The organism is Bradyrhizobium sp. USDA 376 (genome assembly GCF_054063675.1).
In genome coordinates this window covers 881774-902679 of the sequence record NZ_JBSSGN010000001.1, presented here as the reverse complement: position 1 = coordinate 902679, position 20906 = coordinate 881774, and the positions used below count along the sequence as shown (strand labels likewise).

Sequence of the window (20906 nt, the reverse complement as noted above, 5' to 3'; positions counted from 1 at the left end):
GCATGTATGTCGCAGTCAAAGGCGGCGAACGCGCCATCGAGAACGCCCATCTCCTGCTCGCAAATGCGCGGCGCGGCGACCAAAGCGTTCCGGAAGTCACGCTCAACCAGATCGCGGAGCAGCTTGGCCTTGCCGTCGACCGCGTCATGAGCGAGGGCTCGCTCTATGATCGCGAACTCGCGGCCCTTGCGATCAAGCAGGCGCGCGGCGACCTGATCGAGGCGATCTTTCTGGTCCGCGCCTTCCGCGCCACCCTGCCGCGCTTCGGCGCGAGCGAGCCGGTCGACACTGGCGCGATGCGCGTGCAGCGGCGGGTGTCCTCGACCTTCAAGGACATTCCGGGCGGCCAGATCCTCGGGCCGACCTTCGACTACACGCACCGCCTGCTCGATCCCTCGCTCGCCGAAGGTTTTGTGCCGGAGACGCCGGCGACGGCTGAAGCTTCCGCTGCGCCGACGCCGCGCGTGACGGACATCCTCGGCCGTGACGGGCTGATCGAATCCTCGCCGGAAGCCGAGGACGGCGCCAGCGTCGGCGATCTCACCCGCGAGCCGCTGAATTTCCCGGCCGACCGTGACCTGCGCCTGCAAAACCTCGCGCGCGGTGATGAAGGTTTTCTTCTTGCGATGGGCTATTCCACCCAACGCGGCTACGGCCGCAACCATCCCTTTGTCGGCGAGATCCGCTTCGGCGAGGTCGAGGTCGAATTCGCGGCGGAAGACGTCGGCTTCGCCGTGCCGCTCGGCGCGATCGAGCTCACCGAGTGCCAGATGGTCAACCAGTTCAAGGGTTCTGCCACGGAAGCGCCGTGCTTCACCCGAGGCTATGGCCTCGCCTTCGGCCAGAGCGAGCGCAAGACCATGTCGATGGCGCTGGTCGATCGCGCGCTCCGCGCCCGCGAGCTCGGCGAGGAGGCGCTGGCCCCGGCGCAAGATGAAGAATTCGTGATGTCGCATTCGGACAACGTCCAGGCGACCGGCTTCGTCGAGCACCTGAAGCTGCCGCATTACGTCGATTTCCAGTCCGAGCTCGGCCTCTTGCGCAAGCTGCGCAAGGAATTCGCCGAGGCCAATACGCCCGATGCCATGAAGGAGGCCGCGGAATGAACGCGCCCGCCTACAACTTCGCCTATCTCGACGAGCAGACCAAGCGGATGATCCGCCGCGCGATCCTCAAGGCGATCGCGATCCCCGGCTATCAGGTGCCGTTCGCCAGCCGCGAGATGCCCATGCCTTACGGCTGGGGCACCGGCGGCGTGCAGGTCACCGCAGCGATCCTCGGGCCCCAGGACGTGCTGAAGGTCATCGACCAGGGTTCTGACGACACCACCAATGCGATCTCGATCCGCAAATTCTTCGCCAAGACCGCCGGCGTTGCCACGACGACGGCGACTGACGAGGCGACCGTGATCCAGACCCGTCACCGCATCCCGGAGACGTCGCTGCACGAAAACCAGGTGCTGGTCTATCAGGTGCCGATCCCGGAGCCGCTGCGATTCCTCGAGCCGCGCGAGACCGAGACGCGGCGCATGCATGCGCTCGCCGAATACGGGCTGATGCATGTCAAGCTCTACGAGGACATCGCCCGCTTTGGCCACATCGCGACCGCCTACGCCTATCCGGTGAAGGTGAATGCGCGCTACGTGATGGATCCGTCGCCGACGCCGAAATTCGACAATCCCAAGATGGACAATTGCCCGGCGCTGCAATTGTTCGGCGCCGGCCGCGAAAAGCGCATCTATGCGATCCCGCCTTACACCCAGGTGGTGTCGCTCGATTTCGAGGATCACCCGTTCGAGCCCTACCGCTTCAACGCGCCCTGCGCGCTGTGCGGGGCGGAGAACTCCTATCTCGACGAGATCGTGACCGACGACAAAGGCGGGCGGATGTTCGTCTGCTCGGACACCGATTATTGCGAGGGCCGCCAGGCCGCTGGCCATCACGGCAGCCTCAGTGCTGCGCCGTACAAGGAGAAGGCGCAGGAGGCGTCGAATGGCTGATCCCGATGTACTCGACAACGACGAGCCGCTGCTGGTCGCAAAATCCCTCGGCAAGTCGTTCGGCCGCATCGCCGCGTGCGGCGACGTGTCGTTCTCGCTCTATCCCGGCGAGGTGCTGGCGATTGTCGGTGAATCCGGTTCCGGCAAATCCACGCTGCTGCAAATGCTGTCGGGCCAGCTCGCCCCGACCGCGGGCCACGTCTCCTACCGGATGCGTGACGGCATCACCCGCGATCTCACGACGCTGGGCGAGGCCGAGCGCCGCTTCCTGTTCCGCACCGATTGGGGTTTTGTCCACCAGGATCCCGCGCAGGGCCTGCGCATGGCGGTCTCCGCCGGCGCCAATGTCGGCGAGCGGCTGATGGCGGTCGGGTGGAATCACTATGGCCGCATCCGCGACACCGCGTCCGACTGGCTCACCCGCGTCGAGATCGACACCGCGCGCATCGACGATGCGCCGCGCACCTATTCCGGCGGCATGCGCCAGCGTCTCCAGATCGCCCGCAACCTCGTCACCGAGCCGCGGCTGGTGTTCATGGACGAGCCGACCGGCGGACTCGATGTCTCCGTGCAGGCGCGCCTGCTCGACCTGTTGCGCAGCCTGGTCGCCGAGCTGAACCTCGCCGTGATCATCGTCACCCACGATCTCGCGGTCGCACGCCTGTTGTCGCACCGCGTGATGGTGATGAAGGGCGGCCGCGTCATCGAGACCGGTCTCACCGACCAGGTGCTCGACGATCCCCGCGAGCCCTATACTCAGCTCCTCGTCTCCTCGATTCTGCCGCCATGAGTCTTCCAATGACCGCCATGATCGACATCGCCGATGCCGGCAAGACCTTTACGATGCACCTGCAGGGCGGCATCGAGCTGCCCGTCGTCAGCGGCGTGACCTTTCACGTCAATCCCGGCGAATGCGTCGTGCTCTCCGGACCATCCGGTGCCGGCAAATCGTCGATCCTGAAGATGATCTTCGGCAATTACCGCTGCGATAGCGGCCGCATCGGCATCCGCCATCGCGGCGCGGTGGTCGATCTCGCCACCGCCGAGCCGCGGCAGGTGCTCAACATCCGCCGCTCCACCATCGGCTATGTCAGCCAGTTTTTGCGGGCAGTGCCGCGGGTTGCAACCATCGACGTTGTCGCCGAGCCGCTGATCGTGAACGGTATGGCCCGGGCCGAAGCGCAGGCGCGTGCTGGCGCGTTACTGCATCGCCTCAACATCCCTGAAAGACTCTGGCAGCTTCCGCCCGCCACCTTCTCCGGCGGCGAGCAGCAGCGCGTGAATATCGCGCGCGGCTTCATCTCGGAGCTGCCGATCCTGCTGCTCGACGAGCCGACCGCTTCGCTCGATGCCGCCAATCGCGCCGTCGTGGTCGAGCTGGTCGCCGAGAAGAAACGCCATGGCGTCGCCATGGTCGCCATTGTCCATGACGACGAAATCCGTCATCTGATTGCCGACCGTATCGTTGACGTCACCAGCTTCGCCGCCGCGGCCTGAAGGAAATGGAAATGAAGCCGAAGGACACATTGATTGCCAACGCTAGGATCGTCCTGGCCGACCGGGTGATCGAACAGGGCTGGCTCGCGCTTGCCGATGGACGCATCGCCGAGATCGGCGATGGAACTGCGCCCGTGGGTGCTGAGGATGCCGGCGGCGATTTGATCATGCCCGGTCTGATCGAACTCCACACCGACCATCTCGAAGCGCACTACGTGCCGCGGCCAAAGGTGTTCTGGAATCCGGTCGCCGCCGTGATCTCCTATGACGGCCAGCTCGCGACGTCAGGCATCACCACCGTGTTCGATTCGCTCCGGGTCTGGCGCGAGGACGGCGCCGAGGAAGTCGATGGCCGCGCCGGCGTGCTCGCCGCCGCCATCACCACCGCGCGCGAGGCCAGTCTGCTGCGCGCCGACCACTTCCTGCACCTGCGCTGCGAAATCCCGATGCCGAGCGTGGTCGAGGAGGCCAGGGAGCTGATCGACCGTCCCGACGTCAAGCTGATGTCGCTGATGGACCACACGCCGGGCCAGCGCCAGTTCCGCGACGAGGTCAAGCTGCGCGACTATTATCGCGGCAAGGGCGGCGGCAAGACCGACACCGAGCTCGACGAGCTGTTCGCAAAGCGCTTTGAATATCAGAGACTCTATGCCGCGGCCAACATGCGCGAGATCGTGGCGCTGGCGCATCAGTACAAGATCCCGCTGGCGAGCCACGACGACACCACCGAGGAGAACGTCGCGGACGCCGTGCGCGACCGCGTTTCGGTGGCGGAATTCCCGACCACGCTGGAGGCCGCGCGCGGCCTGCACCAGGCCGGCATCGACATCCTGATGGGCGCGCCGAACGTGGTGCGCGGGGGCTCGCACTCCGGCAATATCGCCGCGGTCGATCTCGCCCGCGAAGGCCTGCTCGACATCCTGTCGTCGGACTACATCCCATCCAGCCTGCTGATGGCCGCGCTGCAATTGCCGGAGCATGTGCCCGCGATCAGCCTTCCGGCGGCGGTTCGCACCGTGACGAAAGCGCCGGCCGAGGCGGTCGGCCTCACCGACCGCGGCGAGGTCGCGACCGGCAAGCGCGCCGATCTGATCCGCGTGCATGTTGCAGGTCACGTTCCCGTGGTCCGCAGCGTCTGGCGTGAAGGACACCGCGTCGCATGAGCGAGATGATGACCACGGCGCAGGGCGAGGCGGGTGCGATCGGCCCCGGCCGGCTCGTGCTCGTGGTCGGTCCCAGCGGAGCCGGCAAGGACACGCTGTTGCGGCTGGCGCAAGCGGCCTGCAGCGACGATCACGACATCGTCTTCCCGCGCCGTGTCGTGACGCGCGCGTCGTCGGCCGATGAAGACAATATCGCGGTGAGCCCCGACGAATTCCGCCGCGCGCGCGAGCACGGCGATTTCGCCGTGCACTGGGACGCGCACGGGCATTCCTATGCGCTGCCGCTCGAGATCAACGACGACATCCGCGCCGGTCGTGCGGTCGTCGCCAACGTCTCGCGCACCGTGATCGGCGCGCTGCGCCAAAGCTACGCAAACGTTGTCGTGCTCGCGATCACCGCGCCGCCGGACGTGCTGGCCCAGCGCCTTGCCGCGCGCGCCCGGCAAAGCGACGGCAACATCGCGGAACGGCTGTCGCGCAGCGTCGATAGCGCGTCGGCCAATGCCGATGTCACCATCCTCAATGCGGGCAGCGCGGAGTATCACAGCCGCCAGCTCGTGCGCGTGATCAGGAATGAAGGCTGGCACGAATAGCTGGCGCAACAAGGAGAGTGCGGAATGACGGTGATCGAAACGGTCGAACAGCTTGAGGCCATCTACGGCGCCACCAATGACGCCTCGACCGTGAAAGTCGCCGACCACGTCACGCCACTCTACCGCATCTTCATCGAGAAGGCGCCGTTCGCCGCGCTCGCCACCATCGGGCCCGAGGGCATCGACTGCTCGCCGCGCGGCGATCTGCCCGGCTTCGTCCGCATCCACGATCCCAAGACGCTGATGCTGCCGGACCGCCGCGGCAACAACCGGGTCGATTCCCTGCGCAACATCGTGCGCGATCCGCGCGTGTCGCTGATGTTCCTGATCCCCGGCTCCGGCAACGCCGTCCGCGCAAACGGCCGCGCGCATCTCTCGATTGATCCGGAGCTGTTGGCCTCGTTCAAGGTCGAGGGCAAGGCGCCGCGCAGCGTGATGGTGATGAATGTCGAGGAAATCTACTTCCAGTGCGCCCGCGCCATCGTCCGCTCCGATCTCTGGAACCCCGACAAGCGCGTCGATCCGAAGAATCTGCCGACGCCCGGCCAGATCCTCGCCGAGATGAGCCAGAACAAGGTCGGTGGCGCGGAGTACGACCGCATCTGGCCCGAGCGCGCTGCTGCGACGATGTGGTGATCGTGCGCGCTCTCTCGTCTCCCTCGCCCTGCGCTCTCGTCCGCCGAGGCCCGCCTTCGGGCGAAGGCGGATGCGGGGAGAGGCGAAGAGTTTGTAGGGTGGGTTAGCCTTGCGGCTGCGCGAAGCGCAGGCCGCTGGCGTAACCCACCTCTTTTGTCTCCGCGGATAAAGACAATGGTGGGTTACGCCGAGCGGACGCGCTTTGCGCATCCACTCAGCTAACCCACCCTACAAGAGCCCGGGATGTCGTCGCAGCCGACGACCGTTGGCCAAGCGAGATGAATCCGTCTGTCAGTGCTTGCGGCGGGAGAAACGCCCCAGCGCGCGCGCCGCAAATATGGATAGCCATTTCATTGACCAATCGTGCCAACCGCTCGATATTCGGAGCGTTGAAACTGCTCCTCGAGCCCAAACCGCACCATGAGAACCGATCGCCAGCGCAATTCCAACGACATGCATGCGTGCATGACGCGGCGCTGTTTCTCGGCGGCAACGGGCGCCTGTTGTTGTTGCTGACCGCCTCCTAGCAGCACCTCGCACCGCAAATCCCAAGACAGGAACGCCGAATCCCGGCGAACGAGCAGTCATGTCCCAGACCCAATCCAACGCCTACATCATCGAGATCCAGGATCGCGCCGCCGGCATCATCACGAGAGATGATCGCGGCTTCCGCTTCTTCTCTTCCGAGCGCCTGTTCGACAGCCTCGAAGGCCGCCAGTTCCGCTCGGCCCGCGAGGCCGAGCGCGCCGCCCGTGCCGTGTTCTCCGAGCGTAGCCGTCGCGCGAGCTCGCAACTCTTCGCCAACTGATCCCACCGAAAGGACCGCGTCATGATCACCCGACGACACATCCTTGCAACGACGCTGTTGCTCGCGACCACCCTGGCTACACCCGCGCGCGCCGAGGACAAGCCGGCGGAAATCCGCATCGGCACGCAGAAGGGCGGTTTCTTCCCGGCGGTGCGTCAGCGCCAGACGCTCGAGAATGCCTTCAAGCCACTGGGCATCGAGATCAAGTGGGTCGATTTCCAGTTCGGTCCGCCGTTGCTGGAAGCCATCAATGTCGGCAGCGTCGATTTCGGTTATGTCGGCGACTCCCCGCCGATCTTCGCGCAGGCCGGCGGCGCCAAGATCCGCTACGTCGCCGCGGTGAAGTCGGACGGCAACACCCAGGCGATCATCGTGCCGAAGGACTCAGCCATCAAGACGCTGGCCGATCTCAAGGGCAAGCGCGTCGCCTTCGGCAAGGGATCGAGCGCGCATAATCTCCTCGTCGCGGCGCTCGAAAAGGCCGGCCTGTCCTGGTCCGACATCACGCCGGCGCCGCTCGCGCCGGCGGATGCGACGGCCGCCTTCGTCAAGGGCTCGGTCGATGCCTGGTCGATCTGGGATCCGTATCTCGCGCTCGCCGAATTGAAAGAGCACGCGCGCGTGATCGCCTTCGACAAGGACGTGCACAAGCCGAATGCTTTCTACATCGCCAATACGGATTTCGTGGAGAAGTATCCGGCGCTGGTCGCGAAGCTCAACACGACCTTCGCGTCCGAAGGCGTCTGGGCCAACGAACACCACGAGGACGTCGCCAAAGCGCAGGCAGACGCGACCGGCGTTGACATCGAGGCCGTCAGGCGTTTCGTGGATCGCTCCAACTTCCGTGTCGTGCCGCTGGATATCGAGGTGGTCAGGAGCCAGCAAGCGGTCGCCGACCGATTCGCAAAGCTCGGCCTGATCCCGAAGCCGGTCAACGTCTCCGACATCGTCTGGAAATGGACGCCGGGCTCCTGAGCCCTGCTAACGCATATTATTTCGCGGCGGCAGTCTGTGCGCGCGTCTCGTCCTTCGAGACGGCGCTGACGCGCCTCCTCAGGATGAGGCTAAGCAGCATCGGTGCCCTTCAAATTTCTGCCACGTACTCCGCCCTCATCCTGAGGAGCCCGCCAAAGCGGGCGTCTCGAAGGATGGGCCGCGGGGAAGCCGCTTCTTATGCGGTCGTCTCGAGCTAGCCGTCCGATCAGCCTTTGCGGCGCGCCCTGGTGCGTGCCGCCTTCTTTGCGGCGGCGGAGCGGACCTTCGATCCCTTGGTGTGGCTCGCTTTCCGCGCGGCGGCCGAGCGGGACGCGGCGGTTCGGCGGCTTGCAGCCCGCTTGGCCTGCTTCGACAGCGCGCCGCGCGATGCCGTGGAGCGCGGCTCCTTCTTCAGGACGTTCTCGACGGCGCGCGACACTTTCGGCCGACGCTTCGGCGTGCGTTTGCCCTGGCCGACCTCGTAAGCGTATTTGGCGCTTCGGCGCGTCGCCTTCTTGGTGCGTCCCTTGCGCGGTGGCGGCAGATCGACACCGGCGCGACGCGCCTCGGAGAGGCCGATCGCGATGGCCTGCTTGGTCGAGCGCGCGCCGTGCTTGCCCTTCCTGATCCTGTCGATCTCGTCCTTGACGAATTCGCCGGCCTGCGTGCTGGCCGACTTGCCGGCGCGCTTGTCCTGCCTGGCTTTACGAATGACTTCCTGTCTTGGCATGGTCGAGTTCCCCTTCTTGATTCAGAGGGATGTCTGACCGCAACGCGCAAGGCAGGAGATCGATCCGCTTAGTTCTTCAGCGCCGCCAGCAACTCGTCCGGCCGTTCGGCCATGATCATGTGGCCGGCGCCGGGCACCACGACGGTCTTCGCATGCGGGATCGCGGCCGCAAGCGCCTTGCCCGCCTTCGCCGGCGTCATCATGTCCCGCTCGCCCAGGATCAGCGTCGTCGGCACCTTCACGCTTGCCGCGGCGGCAAGGGCATTCGCGTAAGCATTGCAAGCCGACAAGTCCCTGAACAGGACACCCGGCTCGCAAGCCTTCAGCACCGCCTGCGCGCCGCCATGCATCCACAGCCCCGGCGCGAGGCTGCCGCCGAGTTCCGCGCTAAAGCCGAGGCCCCAGATCGAGACCATGTCGTTGGCATCCTGCGAGTTGGCCTCTGCGGCCTTCAGCAGATCCGGGCCGACCGTCATGGTCGCGGCGGTGCCGATCAGGCTCAGCGCCGACACCTTGTCGGGATGCCGTGCGGCGGTCTCCAGCGAGATCAGCGATCCCATGGAGTGACCGATCAGATGCGCCTTCGCAGCTCCGGCCGCATCGAGCAGCGCCGACGTCCAGTCGGCCATCTCCGCGATGGTCGAGAACGAGGGCCCTGCCGAACGGCCGTGGCCGGGCAGGTCGGGCGCCAGCACGGCAAAGCCGTGATGGGCGAACCAGCGCGTGTGCAGCGCCCAGGTCGAATGATCGAAGCCGGCGCCATGGATGAAGACCACGGTAGGCAGGGACTTGTCGAAGTCGCGGCCGCCGTTTGCGACAAACACATCAGTGCCGTTGACGGAAAGCTTCATGATGTCAGGCCTTTTGCGAGATGCGCAGCGCTTGGTTGAGATCGTCGATAATGTCGGAGGCGGTCTCGATGCCGACCGAGAGCCGCACCAGTTCCTCGCCGACGCCGGCCGCCTTGAGCTGCTCGGCGTCCATCTGCTGATGCGTGGTCGAGGCGGGATGGATCACCAGCGTCTTGGCATCGCCGACATTGGCGAGGTGGCTGATCATGCGCAGCGATTCGATGAACTTGCGTCCCGCGGGCCGGCCGCCCTTGATGCCGAAGGACACGATCGAGCCGGCGCCGCGCGGCAGCAGCGTCTTGGCGAGCTGATAGTCCGTGTGGTCCTCAAGCGAGGGATGCAGCACCCAGTCGACGGCCTTGTTGGACTTCAGCGCTTCCAGCACGAGATGCGTGTTCTGCATGTGCCGGTCCATGCGCACGCCCAGGGTCTCCACGCCCTGCAACAGCTGGAACGCATTGGTCGGCGACAGGCAGGCGCCGAAATCGCGCAGGCCCTCGGTGCGGGCGCGCATGATGAAGGCGGCGGTACCGAACTGCTCGTCGAAGACGATGCCGTGATAGCCGCCATAGGGCTCGGTCAGCACGCCGAATTTTCCGGAGCCGCGCCAGTCGAACCGGCCGCCGTCGACGATGGCGCCGCCGATCGCGATGCCGTGGCCGCCGATCCATTTGGTCGCCGAATGCATGACGATGTCGGCCCCTAACTCGATCGGGCGGCTGAGATATGGCGTGGCAAAGGTATTGTCGATCAGCAGCGGAATCTTTGCTTCATGCGCGATCGCCGCGACCTTGGGGATGTCCAGCACCTCGAGCCCGGGATTGCCGATGGTCTCGCCGATCACGAGCTTCGTGTTCGGCTTGATCGCGGCGCGGAACGCGTCGAGATCGCGCGGCTTGACGAAGGTCGTCGTGATGCCGAAGCGCGGCAGCGTATGCGCCAAGAGGTTGATGGTGCCGCCATAGAGCGAGCTCGACGCCACGATGTGGTCGCCGGCATTGAGCAGCGTCGCGATGGCCAGGTGCATCGCCGCCTGGCCGCTCGCTGTGCAGATCGCGCCGACGCCGCCTTCCAGCGCCGCGAGCCGCTCCTCCAGCACGCCCGTGGTCGGATTGGAGATGCGCGTATAGATGTGGCCGGCGCGCTCCAGGTTGAACAGCGCGGCGGCGTGGTCGGAATCCTGGAACACGTAGGACGTGGTCTGGTAAATCGGCACCGCACGGGCGCCGGTTGTGGGATCCGGATGCTGGCCCGCATGCAGGCTCAGGGTCTCGAAGGCAGGCGGCTTTGGCGCGGGCATGCGTGGCCTCGTTGGTCGGTCGGTAAGGGTGGCCGTTGTGCCATAAAAACGCGTGCGAAGTCAGCCATTGACAGTGCAGGGTTTGAAGCGAGCTCCAGCCGCGCCGACGGTGCGCTCCCTCGCCCCGTTCTTACGGGGAGAGGGTCGGGGTGAGGGGCTCTATCCGCGAAGACAGTGACAGCGAGCTCGCGGAGACTCCCCCTCACCCGGAATTCAAGCTTCGCTCGAATTCCGGCCTCTCCCCGCAGGCGGGGAGAGGCGAAGCTAACCCCCAATCGCCTGCTCGATGATCCGCGCTTCCCGCAACAAAATCTCCGCGACCTCCTGCTCGCGGCGGGGGCCGAGCCTCGTGCGAACGGCGGAGACGGTCATCGCCGCGGCGGGTTGCCCGTCCGGAGTCTTGATCCAGGTCGAGATCGATTTCGTGCCCTGCACCAGGCCGATCTCTCTCATGCCGTATCCCAGCCGTCGCGCGGCGGTGACCTCGCCGAGCACCGTCGCGGCGTCGGTCCGGTAGGCCTCGAAGCGCTTCTCGTTGGCCGCGACGATTTTTCGCGCCTCCTGCGCCGGCATCGCGGCGAGGATGGCGACGCCCGCGCTGGAGACGCCGAGCGGCCGGCGCGCGCCGACCTCGATCGACAGCACCTGGATCGGATAGACGCCGATCCTGCGGTCGACGCACAGCGTGTCGTTGCCGGTGCGCACAGTCAGGAACAGCGTGTCGCCGATCGCGGCGGATGCACGTTGCAGCGAGGGATTGGCGGCGATCAGCAGCCGCGACGGCCGCGGCCGTGCCAGCGCGAGCTCCGGCACCTGGTTGCCGATCGCGTAGCGGCCGGTGCGCTCGTGCCGCTCCACGATGCCTTCCTCGATCAGCACGTGGACGATGCGGTGCACGGTCGGACGGGTGAGGCCGGTGGTCCGTACCACCTCGGCCAGTGGCACACCGTCCTCGCGGCCTGCGGCAAGAATACGCAGCACCGCGAGCGCGCGCCGGATCGCCTGCGCGCCCTGCCGCGGTTCCATGGCGTTGCGGGTCGATCTGGTTCTGTCCATAATGTGGACGAGAACGCCACAATTCACTCGACAGGTAAAGTGCGCATCTGGAGATTGCGCCGCGATCGGGATGCCGTGCGCGACGTCAGCGGCACTCGATACTGGAATTGGAAGTGCTGCTGGGAGGTTAACATGAGATTAATCTGGATTGCCATCGCTGCTGCAGCCGCGATGCTGGCAGGGCCCGCCTCTGGCCAGCAATGGCCCGCCCGCAGCGTCAAGCTGATCGTGCCTTATCCCGCCGGCGGCAATGTCGACAGCGCCGCGCGCATCATCGCCGACAAGCTCCAGGAGAAGCTCGGCCAGCCCTTCATCATCGAGAACAAGGCCGGCGCCGGCGGCATGATCGCGGGCGAGGCCTTCGCGAAATCCGCGCCCGACGGCTACACGCTGTTCGTCGGCGCCAACGGCCCGGTGCTGTTCGCGACCGAGATCAACAAGCGCGACGCCTATAACTGGAAGAAGGACTTCCTGCCGATCTCGACCATCTCGATGACGCCGCTGGTGCTCGAGGTGCATCCGTCGGTGCAGGCCAGCAACTTCAAGGAATTCATCGACCTCGCCAAGCGCGAGCCCGGCAAGCTGACCATGGCCTCGCCCGGTCCCGGCACCACCAACCATCTGCTCAGCGAGCTGATGCAGTCGAACCTCGATTTGCAATGGGTGACCGCGCACTACCGCGGCAATGCGCCGGCGGTCAACGATCTGCTCGGCGGCCAGGTGCAGTTCGCATTCGACCAGCTCACGGTCAGCCTCCAGCACATCAAGGCCGGCCTGTTCCGCGCGCTGGCCGTCACCAGCCCGCATCGCCTGAAGTCGCTGCCTGACGTGCCGACCTTCGCCGAGCTCGGCTACAAGGACTTTGACGGCCAGACCTTTACCGGCCTGTTCGCGCCCGCGGGCACGCCCGCGCCGGTCGTCGAGAAGCTCCACGAGACCCTGATCGCGATTCTGAAAGACCCCGGCGTCGTCGACAAATTCGAAAAACTCGGCGGCGAAGCCACGGCGATGACGCCGGACGAGTTCAGGGCTTACCTGGAGCGCGAGGACGCCAAGTGGATTCCGGTCGTGCGCAAGGCCAACATCAGGGCTGAATGACCGATGCGGATCGACCCCACCGAGCTCGGCGCCGAGCGCATCTACCGCCTGATGACCGGCATCGTGGTGCCGCGTCCGATCGCGTGGGTCACGAGCCTGTCAAGCAAGGGCGTGCTCAACCTCGCCCCCTTCAGCGCCTTCACCTTCGTCTCGCAGAAGCCGCCGATGCTCGCCATCAGCGTCGGCCGCAAGGGAAGTGACTACAAGGATACCGCGCACAACATCCTCGACACCGAGGAATATGTCATCCACATCGCCGATACGCCGCTGATGAATGCGGTGCATGACAGCTCGATCGAGCATCCGCCTGAAGTCAGCGAGGTCGAGCATCTCGGGCTGGAGACGCTACCCTGCGAGCGCATCAAAGTGCGGCGGCTTGCGGCAGCGCCCGTCGCGATGGAGTGCCGCTTCCGCCAGTGTCTCGAATTCGGCCATGCCAAGAGCCGACTCATCGTCGGCGAGGTCGTGATGTTCCATTTGCGCGACGGCCTCGTCAACGACGGCAAGGTCGAGACCAAGGCGCTCGACCCGATCGCGCGCATCGGCGGGCCGCGCTACGCGCGCCTCGGCGAGATCGTCACGCTCAACACCGTTTTCCAGACTCCCAAATCGAAAGACTGAGTGCGCGGGCCGGTCGTTCCGCCCAGCCGCCTCAAGATCATCGGAGGAAATCACAATGCGACTCCTGAGCTATCTCCTGGACGGCGAGCCGCGCTATGGCGCGGCTGTCGAAGGCGGCGTGGTCGATCTGACCAGGCGCATCGGACGCGGCTATTCGGACCTGAAGGCGCTGATCGCGGCCAACGCACTCGCCGACGCGAAGGACGCGGTCGCCGGACAAAAGCCGGACTATGCGCTGGACAAGCTCGTCCTGCTGCCGCCGGTGCTGGCGCCGGAAAAGCTCTGGTGCATCGGCGTCAACTACGCCGAGCGCAATGCAGAATATAAAGACAATTCCGACCTGCCCAAATATCCCAGCCTGTTCGTGCGCAGCATGTCCTCGATGACCGGCTCCGGCCAGCCGCTGGAGAAGCCGAAAGTCTCCGAGCAGCTCGACTATGAAGGCGAGCTCGTCATCGTGATCGGGCAGGGCGGCCGTCACATTCCGCGCGAACAGGCGTGGTCGCACATCTTCGGCATGACCCTGTGCAACGAAGGCACGATCCGTGACTGGCTGCGCCACGGCAAGTTCAACGTCACGCAAGGCAAGAATTTCGATCGCTCCGGCAGCATCGGCCCGTGGATCGTCACGGCGGACGAGCTCGATCCGCGCGGGCCGCACGACATCGTCACGCGCGTCAACGGCGAGGTGCGGCAGCAGGACACCACCGAGCGGCTGATGTTCCCGTTCGATTTCATCGTCTCCTATCTCTCCACCTTCGCCACGCTGAAGCCCGGCGACATGATCGTCACGGGCACGCCGACCGGCGCGGGCGCGCGCTTCGATCCGCCGCGCTGGCTCAAGGTCGGCGACGTCGTCGAGGTCGAGTCGAGCCGCATCGGCGTGCTCAGCAACACCGTGGCCGCGGAGCAATAATCATGCTGGATGCCGCCACGATCGACCGCCTTGCCGCGCGGCTAGACGAAGCCGAGCGCACCAAGGCGCTGATCCCGATGTTCTCGAAGGAATATCCGGATTTCAGCATCGAGGATGCCTACGCCGTCCAGCGCACCTGGACAAAACTTCAGCTCGGCCGCGGCCGCGTCATCAAGGGCCACAAGATCGGCCTGACCTCGAAAGCGATGCAGAACGCGGTCGGCATCACCGAGCCCGATTACGGCGTGCTGTTCGCCGACATGTTCTATGCCGATGCCACGCCGATCCCGTTCGACCGCTTCCATGCGCCGCGGATCGAGGTCGAGCTTGCCTTCGTGCTGAAGGCGCCGCTGCGCGGTCCCGACTGCACCATCTTCGACGTGCTCAACGCCACCGATTACGTCACACCCGCGCTGGAAATCCTGGAGACGCGCATGCACCGCGTCGACCCAGAGACGGGCAAGACGCGCAAGGTGATGGATACGATCTCGGACAACGCGGCCAACGCCGCGCTGGTGCTCGGCGGCCGGCCGATCCGCCCGATGGATGCGGATCTGCGCTGGATCGGCGCGCTCCTGTTCCGCAACGGCGAGGTCGAGGAGACCGGGCTTGCCGCCGGCGTGCTCAACCATCCCGCCAACGGCATCGCCTGGCTCGCCAACCGCCTCGCGCCGCATGACGAGTATCTCGCGGCCGGCGAGGTGGTGCTGGCGGGATCGTTCACGCGTCCGGTCGACATCCGCCGCGGCGACACCTTCCATGCCGACTACGGCGCCTTCGGCTCGGTGTCGTGCCAGTTCGTCTGAAGCAACAACAAGCAGGGAGCGCACTATGACGGGTCAAACGCGGCGCAGGAGCATTCACATCGGCGGCTTCAAGCACGTCAACCCGATCCCGAACGCCTGCCGCATCGGCAATCTCGTGATGTCGGGCGTCATCCTCGGCCGCGATCCCGCGACCAATGCGATGCCGGAGAGCCTCGACGCGCAATGCGCGAACATGTTCGCGCATATGAAGGCAACGGTCGAAGCCGCCGGCGGCACCACCGACGACATCATCAAGATGACAGTGTGGCTGAAGGACCGCTCGCAGCGCGGCCCCGTCAATGTCGAGTGGCTGAAGATGTTTCCGGATGAGCATTCGCGCCCGGCCCGCCACGCGCTGCCGATGGACAACATGGATGGCGGCGCGCTGGTGCAGTGCGACTTCACCGCCGTGATCGACTGAGGAGTTTTGCGCATGCCGACCTATCTGCCGTTCGATCCCAATCCGCGCCGCCCGGTCAAGGCGCCGCCGCCGAAGACCATCGACAGCCAGTTCCACGTGCTGGGGCCGATCGACAAATATCCGGAGCGCCCGGGCGCGGCGTACCGGATGCCGACCGCGACCTGGGAAGCGGCGCTGCGCATGCACAAGACGCTCGGCATCGAGCGCGGCATCATCGTGCAGACCACGACCTATGGCGCCGATCATGCCGTCGTGCTCGACGGCCTCGCCGCGATGGGGCCGAACTATCGCGGCTGCGCCAACGCGCTGGTGTTCGCGGAGGCGAGCGACTCGTATCTATCCAGGCTGCACGATGCCGGCGTGCGCGGCGCGCGCTTCAGTTTCCGCCAGGAGCTCGGCGCCGTGCTATCCGATGCCGATTTCGCCCGCGCCATCGCCCGCATTCGCGAGCTCGGCTGGTACGTCAAGATCCAGCCGGAGAAGGACGGCATCGTCTCCAGCGTCGCCAAATACGAGAACCTCGACGTGCCCGTGCTGATCGACCACATGGCGCGTCCTGACCCCGAGGCCGGCAGGAGCGATCCGAATTTGCGCAAGATGCTGGAGCTGCTCGGGAAGGGCAATTTCTGGGTCATGCTGTCGCTCGGCGAGAAGACCTCGAAGGCCGGCCCGCCCTATGACGACGTGATCCCGATCGCGCGCGCCTATATCGAGGCGGCCCCCGACCGCTGCGTCTGGGCCAGCGACTGGCCGCATCCGGTCTCGGTCAAGCAGCCGCCGAACGACGCCGATTTGCTCGAGCTGATGTACCGCTACGCCGCCGACCAGGCCGAACTGGAAAAGATCCTGGTGCATAATCCGGCCAAGCTGTTCGGGTTTGCGGATTAGAGACTTGCAGCTTGCCGCGAACGCGGTGCCCTCCCTCTCCCGCTTGCGGGAGAGGGTCGGGGTGAGGGCTCTTTCCTCTTGGGGGCTCTCGATTGCGGAGACACCCTCTCCCCAACCCTCCCCCGCAGGCGGGGGAGGGAGCGCATCTCCATCGGGGCACTAGATCGCGCTCACACCCCCGGCTGCTTCGCCAACCGGTCCCTTACCTCGGCCGCGATTTCGAACGAGCGCAGCCGCGCGGCGTGATCGTAGATCTGCCCCGTCGTCATCAGTTCGTTCGCGCCGGTCTCGGCGATTAGCGCCTTCAATTTCTCCTCGACGACCTCAGGCGTGCCGACCGCGGAGCAGGACAGCGACTGGCCGACGCCGGCTTTCTCGGCCGGAGACCATAGCGCGTCCATGTCGTCGACCGGCGGCGGCAGTGGGCCCGGCGTGCCGCGGCGCAGGTTGATGAACTGCTGCTGCAGCGAGGAGAACATGCGCTGCGCCTCCGCATCGCTGTCGGCGGCGAACACGTTGACGCCGACCATCGCATAGGGCTTGTCGAGCTGCACTGAGGGCTCGAAACGCGCGCGATATTCGCGCAGCGCCGGCATCATCATCTGCGGCGCGAAATGCGAGGCAAACGCGAAGGGCAGGCCGAGCATGGCCGCAAGCTGCGCGCCAAACGTGCTCGAGCCCAGGATCCAGAGCGGCACCCTGGTCCCCATGCCGGGCACGGCGCGGATCGCCTGGTTCGGCTGCACGTCGCCGAGCAGCGCCTGCAATTCCAGCACGTCATGTGGAAAATTCTCGGACGTGGTGGCGAGATCGCGCCGCAGCGCCCGCGCCGTGAACTGGTCGGTGCCCGGCGCGCGCCCGAGCCCGAGATCGATCCGCCCGGGATAGAGCGAGTCCAGCGTGCCGAACTGCTCGGCGATGACCAGCGGCGAATGGTTCGGCAGCATGATCCCGCCGGACCCGACGCGGATCGTCTTGGTGCCCCCTGCGACATGTCCGATCACCACCGACGTCGCCGCACTCGCGATGCCTGTCATGTTGTGATGCTCGGCCAGCCAGAAGCGCTTGAAGCCCCACTTCTCCGCATGTTGGGCGAGATCGAGCGAATTGCGGAACGCCTGCGCGGCGTCGCCACCTTGGCGAATGGGAGCGAGGTCGAGCACGGAGAAGGGGATCATGGAGGGGGTACCGGGGGAGGAGGTCTGGGCGATCAAGGCTCACATGTAGTGTCAGCGCGCAGGATGGGTAGAGCACTTGCGAAACCCATCATGTCTCGTCGTCGAACAAGGCCTCGATGGGTTTCGCTTCCGCCTTCGCCCTTTGAGCTACGGCGGACAAGTCGCTCTGCCCATCCTGCGAAGCTGTCCGACTGGCCCGCATCTCCATTCACAACCCTGTTATTGCAACCTGTGGCGCCCTTGGTCTCAACTGGGCGTCTGGCGCCGGTTGTTGTATCCTCCGTGGAGCAATTGTACGCCTCGTCAGGAGGAAGCTACATGACCATTGTCGTACTCAACCGCCGCAACCTCCTCGCCGCGGGCGGCTCCGTTCTCGCAACCGGAATTCTGGCCGTCGGCGTTCCCGGGCTCCTGTTGCCGGCTCGCGCGGACGGCCTCGCACCGACCGAGTCGATGTCGGGCGGAGCGAACAACTACCGCAGGGGCGCGGCGATCGTGGAGCGCATCGGCAAGGGCGGCTTCTGGATGAGCGGAACCGTGCGCCGTGCCGGCGATGGCGCTCCGCTGGCCGGGCAGCGCATCCAGATCTGGGCGCACACGGTCGAAGGTCAGGAGCACGAGCCGCAGAGCCACGGCGCCACGCTCACCGACAAGGACGGCAAGTTCCGGCTCGAGATGCCGCAGATCATTCCGATCTTCGGCCAGCCGCATGGTCACCTCGCCTATGACAGCGGTGAGTTCAAGACCGTGTTCCTGCGGCCGGTGATGCGGAGCGCGAAGGAGACCAGCCTCGAGGCGCACTTCGTCCTGCAGCCGGCCTGACCCGGGCTAACGAATGACGGGATGGAAATTGGCCCGGGTGATCCTGATCTGGGCCGCTCTTGCGTTGGCCATCGGCGTGCCGATCGCCGCTGCTGCGGCAAGCGAGCAGCTCGCATGGCGCGGTCCGGTCTATATCCTCGCCGGATTCGCCGGCATCGTCGCGCTGGGCCTCGTGCTTGTTCAGCCCCTGCTGATCGGCGGCTACCTGCCGGGATTATCGGCCTATCGCGGACGTCGCGTCCATCACTGGATCGGCGGCGCGCTCGCTCTGGCGATCGTGATCCATGTCGCCGGTCTCTGGATCACCAGTCCCCCCGATATGATCGACGCCCTGACCTTCTCATCGCCGACGCCGTTCTCGCCCTTTGGCGTGATCGCGATGTGGGCCATCTTCGCGGTTGCAGTTCTGGCTCTGCTGCGCCGGCGATGGGGTCTGCGCCCGCGAACTTGGCGCTTCCTTCATATGCCGCTCGCGATCGTCATCGTCGCAGGCAGCGTGGTTCATTGCCTGCTGATCGAGGGGACGATGGAGACGGTCTCGAAGGCGGCCCTGTGTGCGCTCGTCCTCGCGGCAACAGTGAAAGTCATGATCGACCTGCAGGTGTGGCGAAAGCGACGGGCGCTACGCGGCGAGAGCATTGCGCGGCAGTAGGCCGGCCGGACCGGGGCAGATCCGAGGCTTTCCCAATCCCATCCTTTGTGCGCAAAATAGCGCGCGCCAAGGATCGTCATCGGGCGGGGAGGATCTGGGAATGGCAGAGCAGACAATTCACTTCAACGACGGTGCCGCCTACGAGCAGATGATGGGAATCTGGAGCCGGTCCGCCGGCCAGATATTCCTTGATTGGCTGGCGCCTCCTGCCGGCTTGCGGTGGATCGACATCGGATGCGGCAACGGGGCCTTCACTGAACTCCTGGTCGAGCGATGCAGCCCCGTCGAGGTCCAGGGCATCGATCCCTCGGCAGAGCAGCTCGCTTTTGCACGCACGCGACCTGCGGCGCGCGTGGCAAAGTTTCGCCAGGGTGATGCCATGGCACTCCCTTTCGCCGACGGCAGCTTCGATGCGGCTGTGATGGCCCTGGTTCTCGTGTTCGTTCTGGATCCCGCCAAGGGCGTCAGCGAAATGGCGCGAGTCGTTGTCCCCGGCGGTGCGGTCGTGACGTATATGTGGGACATGTTTGGCGGCTTTCCGCTCGATCCAATCTACGGCGAGATGAAGGCAATGGGCATTGCGGCAACTCGCCCGCCACGGCTGGACGCCTCTCGCATGGAAGCGTTGCGAGACCTGTGGGCCGGAGCAGGCCTCGAGGACGTGCAAACACGCGAGATTACGGTGCAGCGGACTTATTCAAGTTTCGACGAGTTCTGGGCAATCAATCTGAAGTCTCCTTCGCTTCGGCCTGCCGTTGCAGCGATGAAACCCGCAGTACGTCGAGACGCTCATCGCGCGGGCGCGCGCGCGGCTGCCGGCGGATGCCGATGGTCGCATCACCTGCAGTGCGCGCGCACACGCGATTAGGGGACGCCGGCCCAAATAGCGTTCAGTGCGGAGGATGGGCCGGGCACTTGCGAAACCCAACCTCCGAGCATCTCGCGCAGCACTTGTTTGAACACGTTGGTCGTCGTCAGCGCCAATGTATGCTCTGCTTGCCGCAAGTAGCGGTGGGGCGTATCCTTGCGCGATGACTGTCACGGCCCCCGATCTGAAAGCGTTCCTGCTGGCGACGCCGTTCTTCGGCGGTCTTCCGGATCCAAGCCTCGACCTCCTGATCTCGATGCTGGTCGAGTGCCGCTTCGATGCCGGAGCAACCGTCGTGGCCGAGGGCGAGCCGGGACGCTCGATGTTCATCGTCAAATCCGGCCGGCTGGCGGTGAGCAAACGCACGAATTCAGGGAGCGTCGTCCCGATTTCCCGTCTGGAGCCCGGTGATTTCTTCGGCGAGATGACGCTGATCGAAATGCAAAATCGCTCGGCCACGGTGGTCACGGAGAGCCCGACCGTGCTGTACGAGCTGACGGCCCGAAAACTCTATGCCTGCTACAAGACCGATATCCACGCCTATGTGATCGTCCTGCAGAACATCAATCGCGAGCTGTGCCGACGCCTGCGCCGCTCCGACGATCGGTTTGCCGGGCAACGGGCGGGTGGATAGCAATTGATCACGCGTCGGATGGGTAGGGCACTTGCGAAACCCGTCGTGCTTCGTGATCGCGCGTAAGGAACTGATGGGTTTCGCTTCGCTCTACCATCCTACGAGCTACGAGCTTGCGAACCCATCATGCTTCGTCACCGGCAAGGCCTCGACGGGTTTCGCTTCGCTCCGCCCGTCCAGCGAGCTGGACGTCACGACTTGTCGTGTGCGTACTTCTCCAGGAGCAGCCGATTATATTCGTCTCTCACGGCTCTCCTCGAAACATGCCCTTTTCGGTCTTTGGCAATCTTCAGAAGATCAGGATCAGTCGGTGCCCGTGATCTCCGCCTGAATCTCGCAAAGAGTGGGGGCGTAGGCGCCGACGTTCTTCCAAACAGCCCGTCAAACCATCCCA

General features: G+C 65.5%; 24 protein-coding genes. 19 read left to right on the top strand and 5 right to left on the bottom strand.

Going from position 1 to position 20906, the window contains the following annotated elements; translation table 11 throughout:
• Positions 1–2 precede the first annotated feature (2 nt).
• The 9 genes from ACVJ19_RS04120 to ACVJ19_RS04080 all read left to right on the top strand — a co-directional run bounded on the left by ACVJ19_RS04120 (position 3) and on the right by ACVJ19_RS04080 (position 7671).
• Positions 3–1106, top strand: coding sequence for a carbon-phosphorus lyase complex subunit PhnI (locus tag ACVJ19_RS04120; protein ID WP_453948135.1), 1104 nt, complete (start codon positions 3–5; stop codon positions 1104–1106).
• On the top strand, positions 1103–1999 hold the full coding sequence (locus tag ACVJ19_RS04115; protein ID WP_453948134.1) for an alpha-D-ribose 1-methylphosphonate 5-phosphate C-P-lyase PhnJ: 897 nt from the start codon (positions 1103–1105) through the stop codon (positions 1997–1999). The genes ACVJ19_RS04120 and ACVJ19_RS04115 overlap by 4 nt, the downstream gene beginning before the upstream one ends.
• Positions 1992–2789 (top strand): phosphonate C-P lyase system protein PhnK, encoded by a 798-nt coding sequence (phnK, locus tag ACVJ19_RS04110; protein WP_453948133.1) that lies wholly within the window; start codon positions 1992–1994, stop codon positions 2787–2789. Before ACVJ19_RS04115 ends, phnK begins: the two co-directional genes overlap by 8 nt.
• 8 nt (positions 2790–2797) lie before the next feature.
• The gene (gene phnL / locus ACVJ19_RS04105) at positions 2798–3496 is read left to right on the top strand and encodes a phosphonate C-P lyase system protein PhnL (RefSeq protein ID WP_453948132.1); all 699 of its coding nucleotides are present in this window, start codon (positions 2798–2800) and stop codon (positions 3494–3496) included.
• Between the two features lie 5 nt (positions 3497–3501).
• Complete coding sequence (locus tag ACVJ19_RS04100) at positions 3502–4659, top strand: alpha-D-ribose 1-methylphosphonate 5-triphosphate diphosphatase (RefSeq protein WP_453948131.1); 1158 nt, start codon at positions 3502–3504, stop codon at positions 4657–4659.
• Positions 4656–5252, top strand: a complete 597-nt coding sequence (phnN, locus tag ACVJ19_RS04095; RefSeq protein ID WP_453948130.1) for a phosphonate metabolism protein/1,5-bisphosphokinase (PRPP-forming) PhnN — start codon at positions 4656–4658, stop codon at positions 5250–5252. The genes ACVJ19_RS04100 and phnN overlap by 4 nt, the downstream gene beginning before the upstream one ends.
• A gap of 24 nt (positions 5253–5276) precedes the next feature.
• The gene (locus ACVJ19_RS04090) at positions 5277–5888 is read left to right on the top strand and encodes a pyridoxamine 5'-phosphate oxidase family protein (protein WP_453948129.1); all 612 of its coding nucleotides are present in this window, start codon (positions 5277–5279) and stop codon (positions 5886–5888) included.
• Positions 5889–6474: 586 nt separating this feature from the next.
• A complete protein-coding gene (locus ACVJ19_RS04085) occupies positions 6475–6696 on the top strand; it encodes a hypothetical protein (protein WP_453948128.1) in 222 nt (73 codons plus the stop codon).
• A 21-nt stretch (positions 6697–6717) separates the two neighbouring features.
• Positions 6718–7671 carry an aliphatic sulfonate ABC transporter substrate-binding protein gene (locus ACVJ19_RS04080; RefSeq protein ID WP_453948127.1) on the top strand — a complete coding sequence of 318 codons (954 nt, stop codon included), beginning with the start codon at positions 6718–6720 and terminating at the stop codon, positions 7669–7671.
• 226 nt (positions 7672–7897) lie between these two features.
• On the opposite strand, the gene ACVJ19_RS04075 is transcribed toward ACVJ19_RS04080, so the two are convergent.
• The 4 genes from ACVJ19_RS04075 to ACVJ19_RS04060 form a co-directional block, all read right to left on the bottom strand.
• A complete protein-coding gene (locus ACVJ19_RS04075; RefSeq protein WP_453948126.1) occupies positions 7898–8401 on the bottom strand; it encodes a DUF6496 domain-containing protein in 504 nt (167 codons plus the stop codon).
• A gap of 68 nt (positions 8402–8469) precedes the next feature.
• Positions 8470–9252 carry an alpha/beta fold hydrolase gene (locus ACVJ19_RS04070; RefSeq protein WP_453948125.1) on the bottom strand — a complete coding sequence of 261 codons (783 nt, stop codon included), beginning with the start codon at positions 9250–9252 and terminating at the stop codon, positions 8470–8472.
• A gap of 4 nt (positions 9253–9256) precedes the next feature.
• Positions 9257–10552 (bottom strand): O-acetylhomoserine aminocarboxypropyltransferase, encoded by a 1296-nt coding sequence (locus ACVJ19_RS04065; RefSeq protein ID WP_453948124.1) that lies wholly within the window; start codon positions 10550–10552, stop codon positions 9257–9259.
• Positions 10553–10816: 264 nt separating this feature from the next.
• Positions 10817–11608, bottom strand: a complete 792-nt coding sequence (locus ACVJ19_RS04060) for an IclR family transcriptional regulator (protein WP_453948123.1) — start codon at positions 11606–11608, stop codon at positions 10817–10819.
• Between the two features lie 132 nt (positions 11609–11740).
• Here ACVJ19_RS04060 and ACVJ19_RS04055 point away from each other — a divergent pair, with 132 nt between their 5' ends.
• From ACVJ19_RS04055 to ACVJ19_RS04030, 6 genes are read left to right on the top strand one after another with little or no spacing between them, the layout of a single operon-like run.
• Complete coding sequence (locus tag ACVJ19_RS04055; protein WP_453948122.1) at positions 11741–12706, top strand: Bug family tripartite tricarboxylate transporter substrate binding protein; 966 nt, start codon at positions 11741–11743, stop codon at positions 12704–12706.
• 3 nt (positions 12707–12709) lie between these two features.
• Positions 12710–13327 (top strand): flavin reductase family protein, encoded by a 618-nt coding sequence (locus tag ACVJ19_RS04050; protein ID WP_453948121.1) that lies wholly within the window; start codon positions 12710–12712, stop codon positions 13325–13327.
• A 55-nt stretch (positions 13328–13382) separates the two neighbouring features.
• Positions 13383–14243 carry a fumarylacetoacetate hydrolase family protein gene (locus ACVJ19_RS04045; RefSeq protein ID WP_453948120.1) on the top strand — a complete coding sequence of 287 codons (861 nt, stop codon included), beginning with the start codon at positions 13383–13385 and terminating at the stop codon, positions 14241–14243.
• 2 nt (positions 14244–14245) lie between these two features.
• Positions 14246–15049 (top strand): 2-oxo-hept-4-ene-1,7-dioate hydratase, encoded by an 804-nt coding sequence (gene hpaH, locus ACVJ19_RS04040; RefSeq protein WP_453948119.1) that lies wholly within the window; start codon positions 14246–14248, stop codon positions 15047–15049.
• A gap of 25 nt (positions 15050–15074) precedes the next feature.
• Positions 15075–15470 carry a RidA family protein gene (locus ACVJ19_RS04035; RefSeq protein WP_453948118.1) on the top strand — a complete coding sequence of 132 codons (396 nt, stop codon included), beginning with the start codon at positions 15075–15077 and terminating at the stop codon, positions 15468–15470.
• A gap of 12 nt (positions 15471–15482) precedes the next feature.
• Entirely contained in the window at positions 15483–16358 is an 876-nt protein-coding gene (locus tag ACVJ19_RS04030) for an amidohydrolase family protein (protein WP_453948117.1), read from the top strand.
• A gap of 170 nt (positions 16359–16528) precedes the next feature.
• Here ACVJ19_RS04030 and ACVJ19_RS04025 read toward each other — a convergent pair whose 3' ends face one another.
• Positions 16529–17536: an LLM class flavin-dependent oxidoreductase gene (locus ACVJ19_RS04025; RefSeq protein WP_453948116.1), complete on the bottom strand. Its 1008-nt coding sequence runs from the start codon at positions 17534–17536 to the stop codon at positions 16529–16531.
• Positions 17537–17854: 318 nt separating this feature from the next.
• On the opposite strand from ACVJ19_RS04025, the gene ACVJ19_RS04020 reads away from it, so the two are divergent.
• From ACVJ19_RS04020 to ACVJ19_RS04005, 4 genes are all read left to right on the top strand, one after another.
• The gene (locus tag ACVJ19_RS04020) at positions 17855–18358 is read left to right on the top strand and encodes a Twin-arginine translocation pathway signal (protein WP_453948115.1); all 504 of its coding nucleotides are present in this window, start codon (positions 17855–17857) and stop codon (positions 18356–18358) included.
• A gap of 13 nt (positions 18359–18371) precedes the next feature.
• The gene (locus ACVJ19_RS04015; protein ID WP_453948114.1) at positions 18372–19010 is read left to right on the top strand and encodes a ferric reductase-like transmembrane domain-containing protein; all 639 of its coding nucleotides are present in this window, start codon (positions 18372–18374) and stop codon (positions 19008–19010) included.
• 100 nt (positions 19011–19110) lie between these two features.
• Entirely contained in the window at positions 19111–19878 is a 768-nt protein-coding gene (locus ACVJ19_RS04010) for a class I SAM-dependent methyltransferase (RefSeq protein WP_453948113.1), read from the top strand.
• 163 nt (positions 19879–20041) lie between these two features.
• Positions 20042–20512 (top strand): Crp/Fnr family transcriptional regulator, encoded by a 471-nt coding sequence (locus ACVJ19_RS04005; protein WP_453948112.1) that lies wholly within the window; start codon positions 20042–20044, stop codon positions 20510–20512.
• Positions 20513–20906 lie beyond the last annotated feature (394 nt).

Coding starts and splice junctions, on each gene's coding strand:
- ACVJ19_RS04120 (WP_453948135.1), top strand. CDS start 3: ATGTATGTCGCAGTCAAAGGCGGCGAACGCGCCATCGAGAACGCCCAT.
- ACVJ19_RS04115 (WP_453948134.1), top strand. CDS start 1,103: ATGAACGCGCCCGCCTACAACTTCGCCTATCTCGACGAGCAGACCAAG.
- phnK (WP_453948133.1), top strand. CDS start 1,992: ATGGCTGATCCCGATGTACTCGACAACGACGAGCCGCTGCTGGTCGCA.
- phnL (WP_453948132.1), top strand. CDS start 2,798: ATGACCGCCATGATCGACATCGCCGATGCCGGCAAGACCTTTACGATG.
- ACVJ19_RS04100 (WP_453948131.1), top strand. CDS start 3,502: ATGGAAATGAAGCCGAAGGACACATTGATTGCCAACGCTAGGATCGTC.
- phnN (WP_453948130.1), top strand. CDS start 4,656: ATGAGCGAGATGATGACCACGGCGCAGGGCGAGGCGGGTGCGATCGGC.
- ACVJ19_RS04090 (WP_453948129.1), top strand. CDS start 5,277: ATGACGGTGATCGAAACGGTCGAACAGCTTGAGGCCATCTACGGCGCC.
- ACVJ19_RS04085 (WP_453948128.1), top strand. CDS start 6,475: ATGTCCCAGACCCAATCCAACGCCTACATCATCGAGATCCAGGATCGC.
- ACVJ19_RS04080 (WP_453948127.1), top strand. CDS start 6,718: ATGATCACCCGACGACACATCCTTGCAACGACGCTGTTGCTCGCGACC.
- ACVJ19_RS04075 (WP_453948126.1), bottom strand. CDS start 8,401: ATGCCAAGACAGGAAGTCATTCGTAAAGCCAGGCAGGACAAGCGCGCC.
- ACVJ19_RS04070 (WP_453948125.1), bottom strand. CDS start 9,252: ATGAAGCTTTCCGTCAACGGCACTGATGTGTTTGTCGCAAACGGCGGC.
- ACVJ19_RS04065 (WP_453948124.1), bottom strand. CDS start 10,552: ATGCCCGCGCCAAAGCCGCCTGCCTTCGAGACCCTGAGCCTGCATGCG.
- ACVJ19_RS04060 (WP_453948123.1), bottom strand. CDS start 11,608: ATGGACAGAACCAGATCGACCCGCAACGCCATGGAACCGCGGCAGGGC.
- ACVJ19_RS04055 (WP_453948122.1), top strand. CDS start 11,741: ATGAGATTAATCTGGATTGCCATCGCTGCTGCAGCCGCGATGCTGGCA.
- ACVJ19_RS04050 (WP_453948121.1), top strand. CDS start 12,710: ATGCGGATCGACCCCACCGAGCTCGGCGCCGAGCGCATCTACCGCCTG.
- ACVJ19_RS04045 (WP_453948120.1), top strand. CDS start 13,383: ATGCGACTCCTGAGCTATCTCCTGGACGGCGAGCCGCGCTATGGCGCG.
- hpaH (WP_453948119.1), top strand. CDS start 14,246: ATGCTGGATGCCGCCACGATCGACCGCCTTGCCGCGCGGCTAGACGAA.
- ACVJ19_RS04035 (WP_453948118.1), top strand. CDS start 15,075: ATGACGGGTCAAACGCGGCGCAGGAGCATTCACATCGGCGGCTTCAAG.
- ACVJ19_RS04030 (WP_453948117.1), top strand. CDS start 15,483: ATGCCGACCTATCTGCCGTTCGATCCCAATCCGCGCCGCCCGGTCAAG.
- ACVJ19_RS04025 (WP_453948116.1), bottom strand. CDS start 17,536: ATGATCCCCTTCTCCGTGCTCGACCTCGCTCCCATTCGCCAAGGTGGC.
- ACVJ19_RS04020 (WP_453948115.1), top strand. CDS start 17,855: ATGACCATTGTCGTACTCAACCGCCGCAACCTCCTCGCCGCGGGCGGC.
- ACVJ19_RS04015 (WP_453948114.1), top strand. CDS start 18,372: ATGACGGGATGGAAATTGGCCCGGGTGATCCTGATCTGGGCCGCTCTT.
- ACVJ19_RS04010 (WP_453948113.1), top strand. CDS start 19,111: ATGGCAGAGCAGACAATTCACTTCAACGACGGTGCCGCCTACGAGCAG.
- ACVJ19_RS04005 (WP_453948112.1), top strand. CDS start 20,042: ATGACTGTCACGGCCCCCGATCTGAAAGCGTTCCTGCTGGCGACGCCG.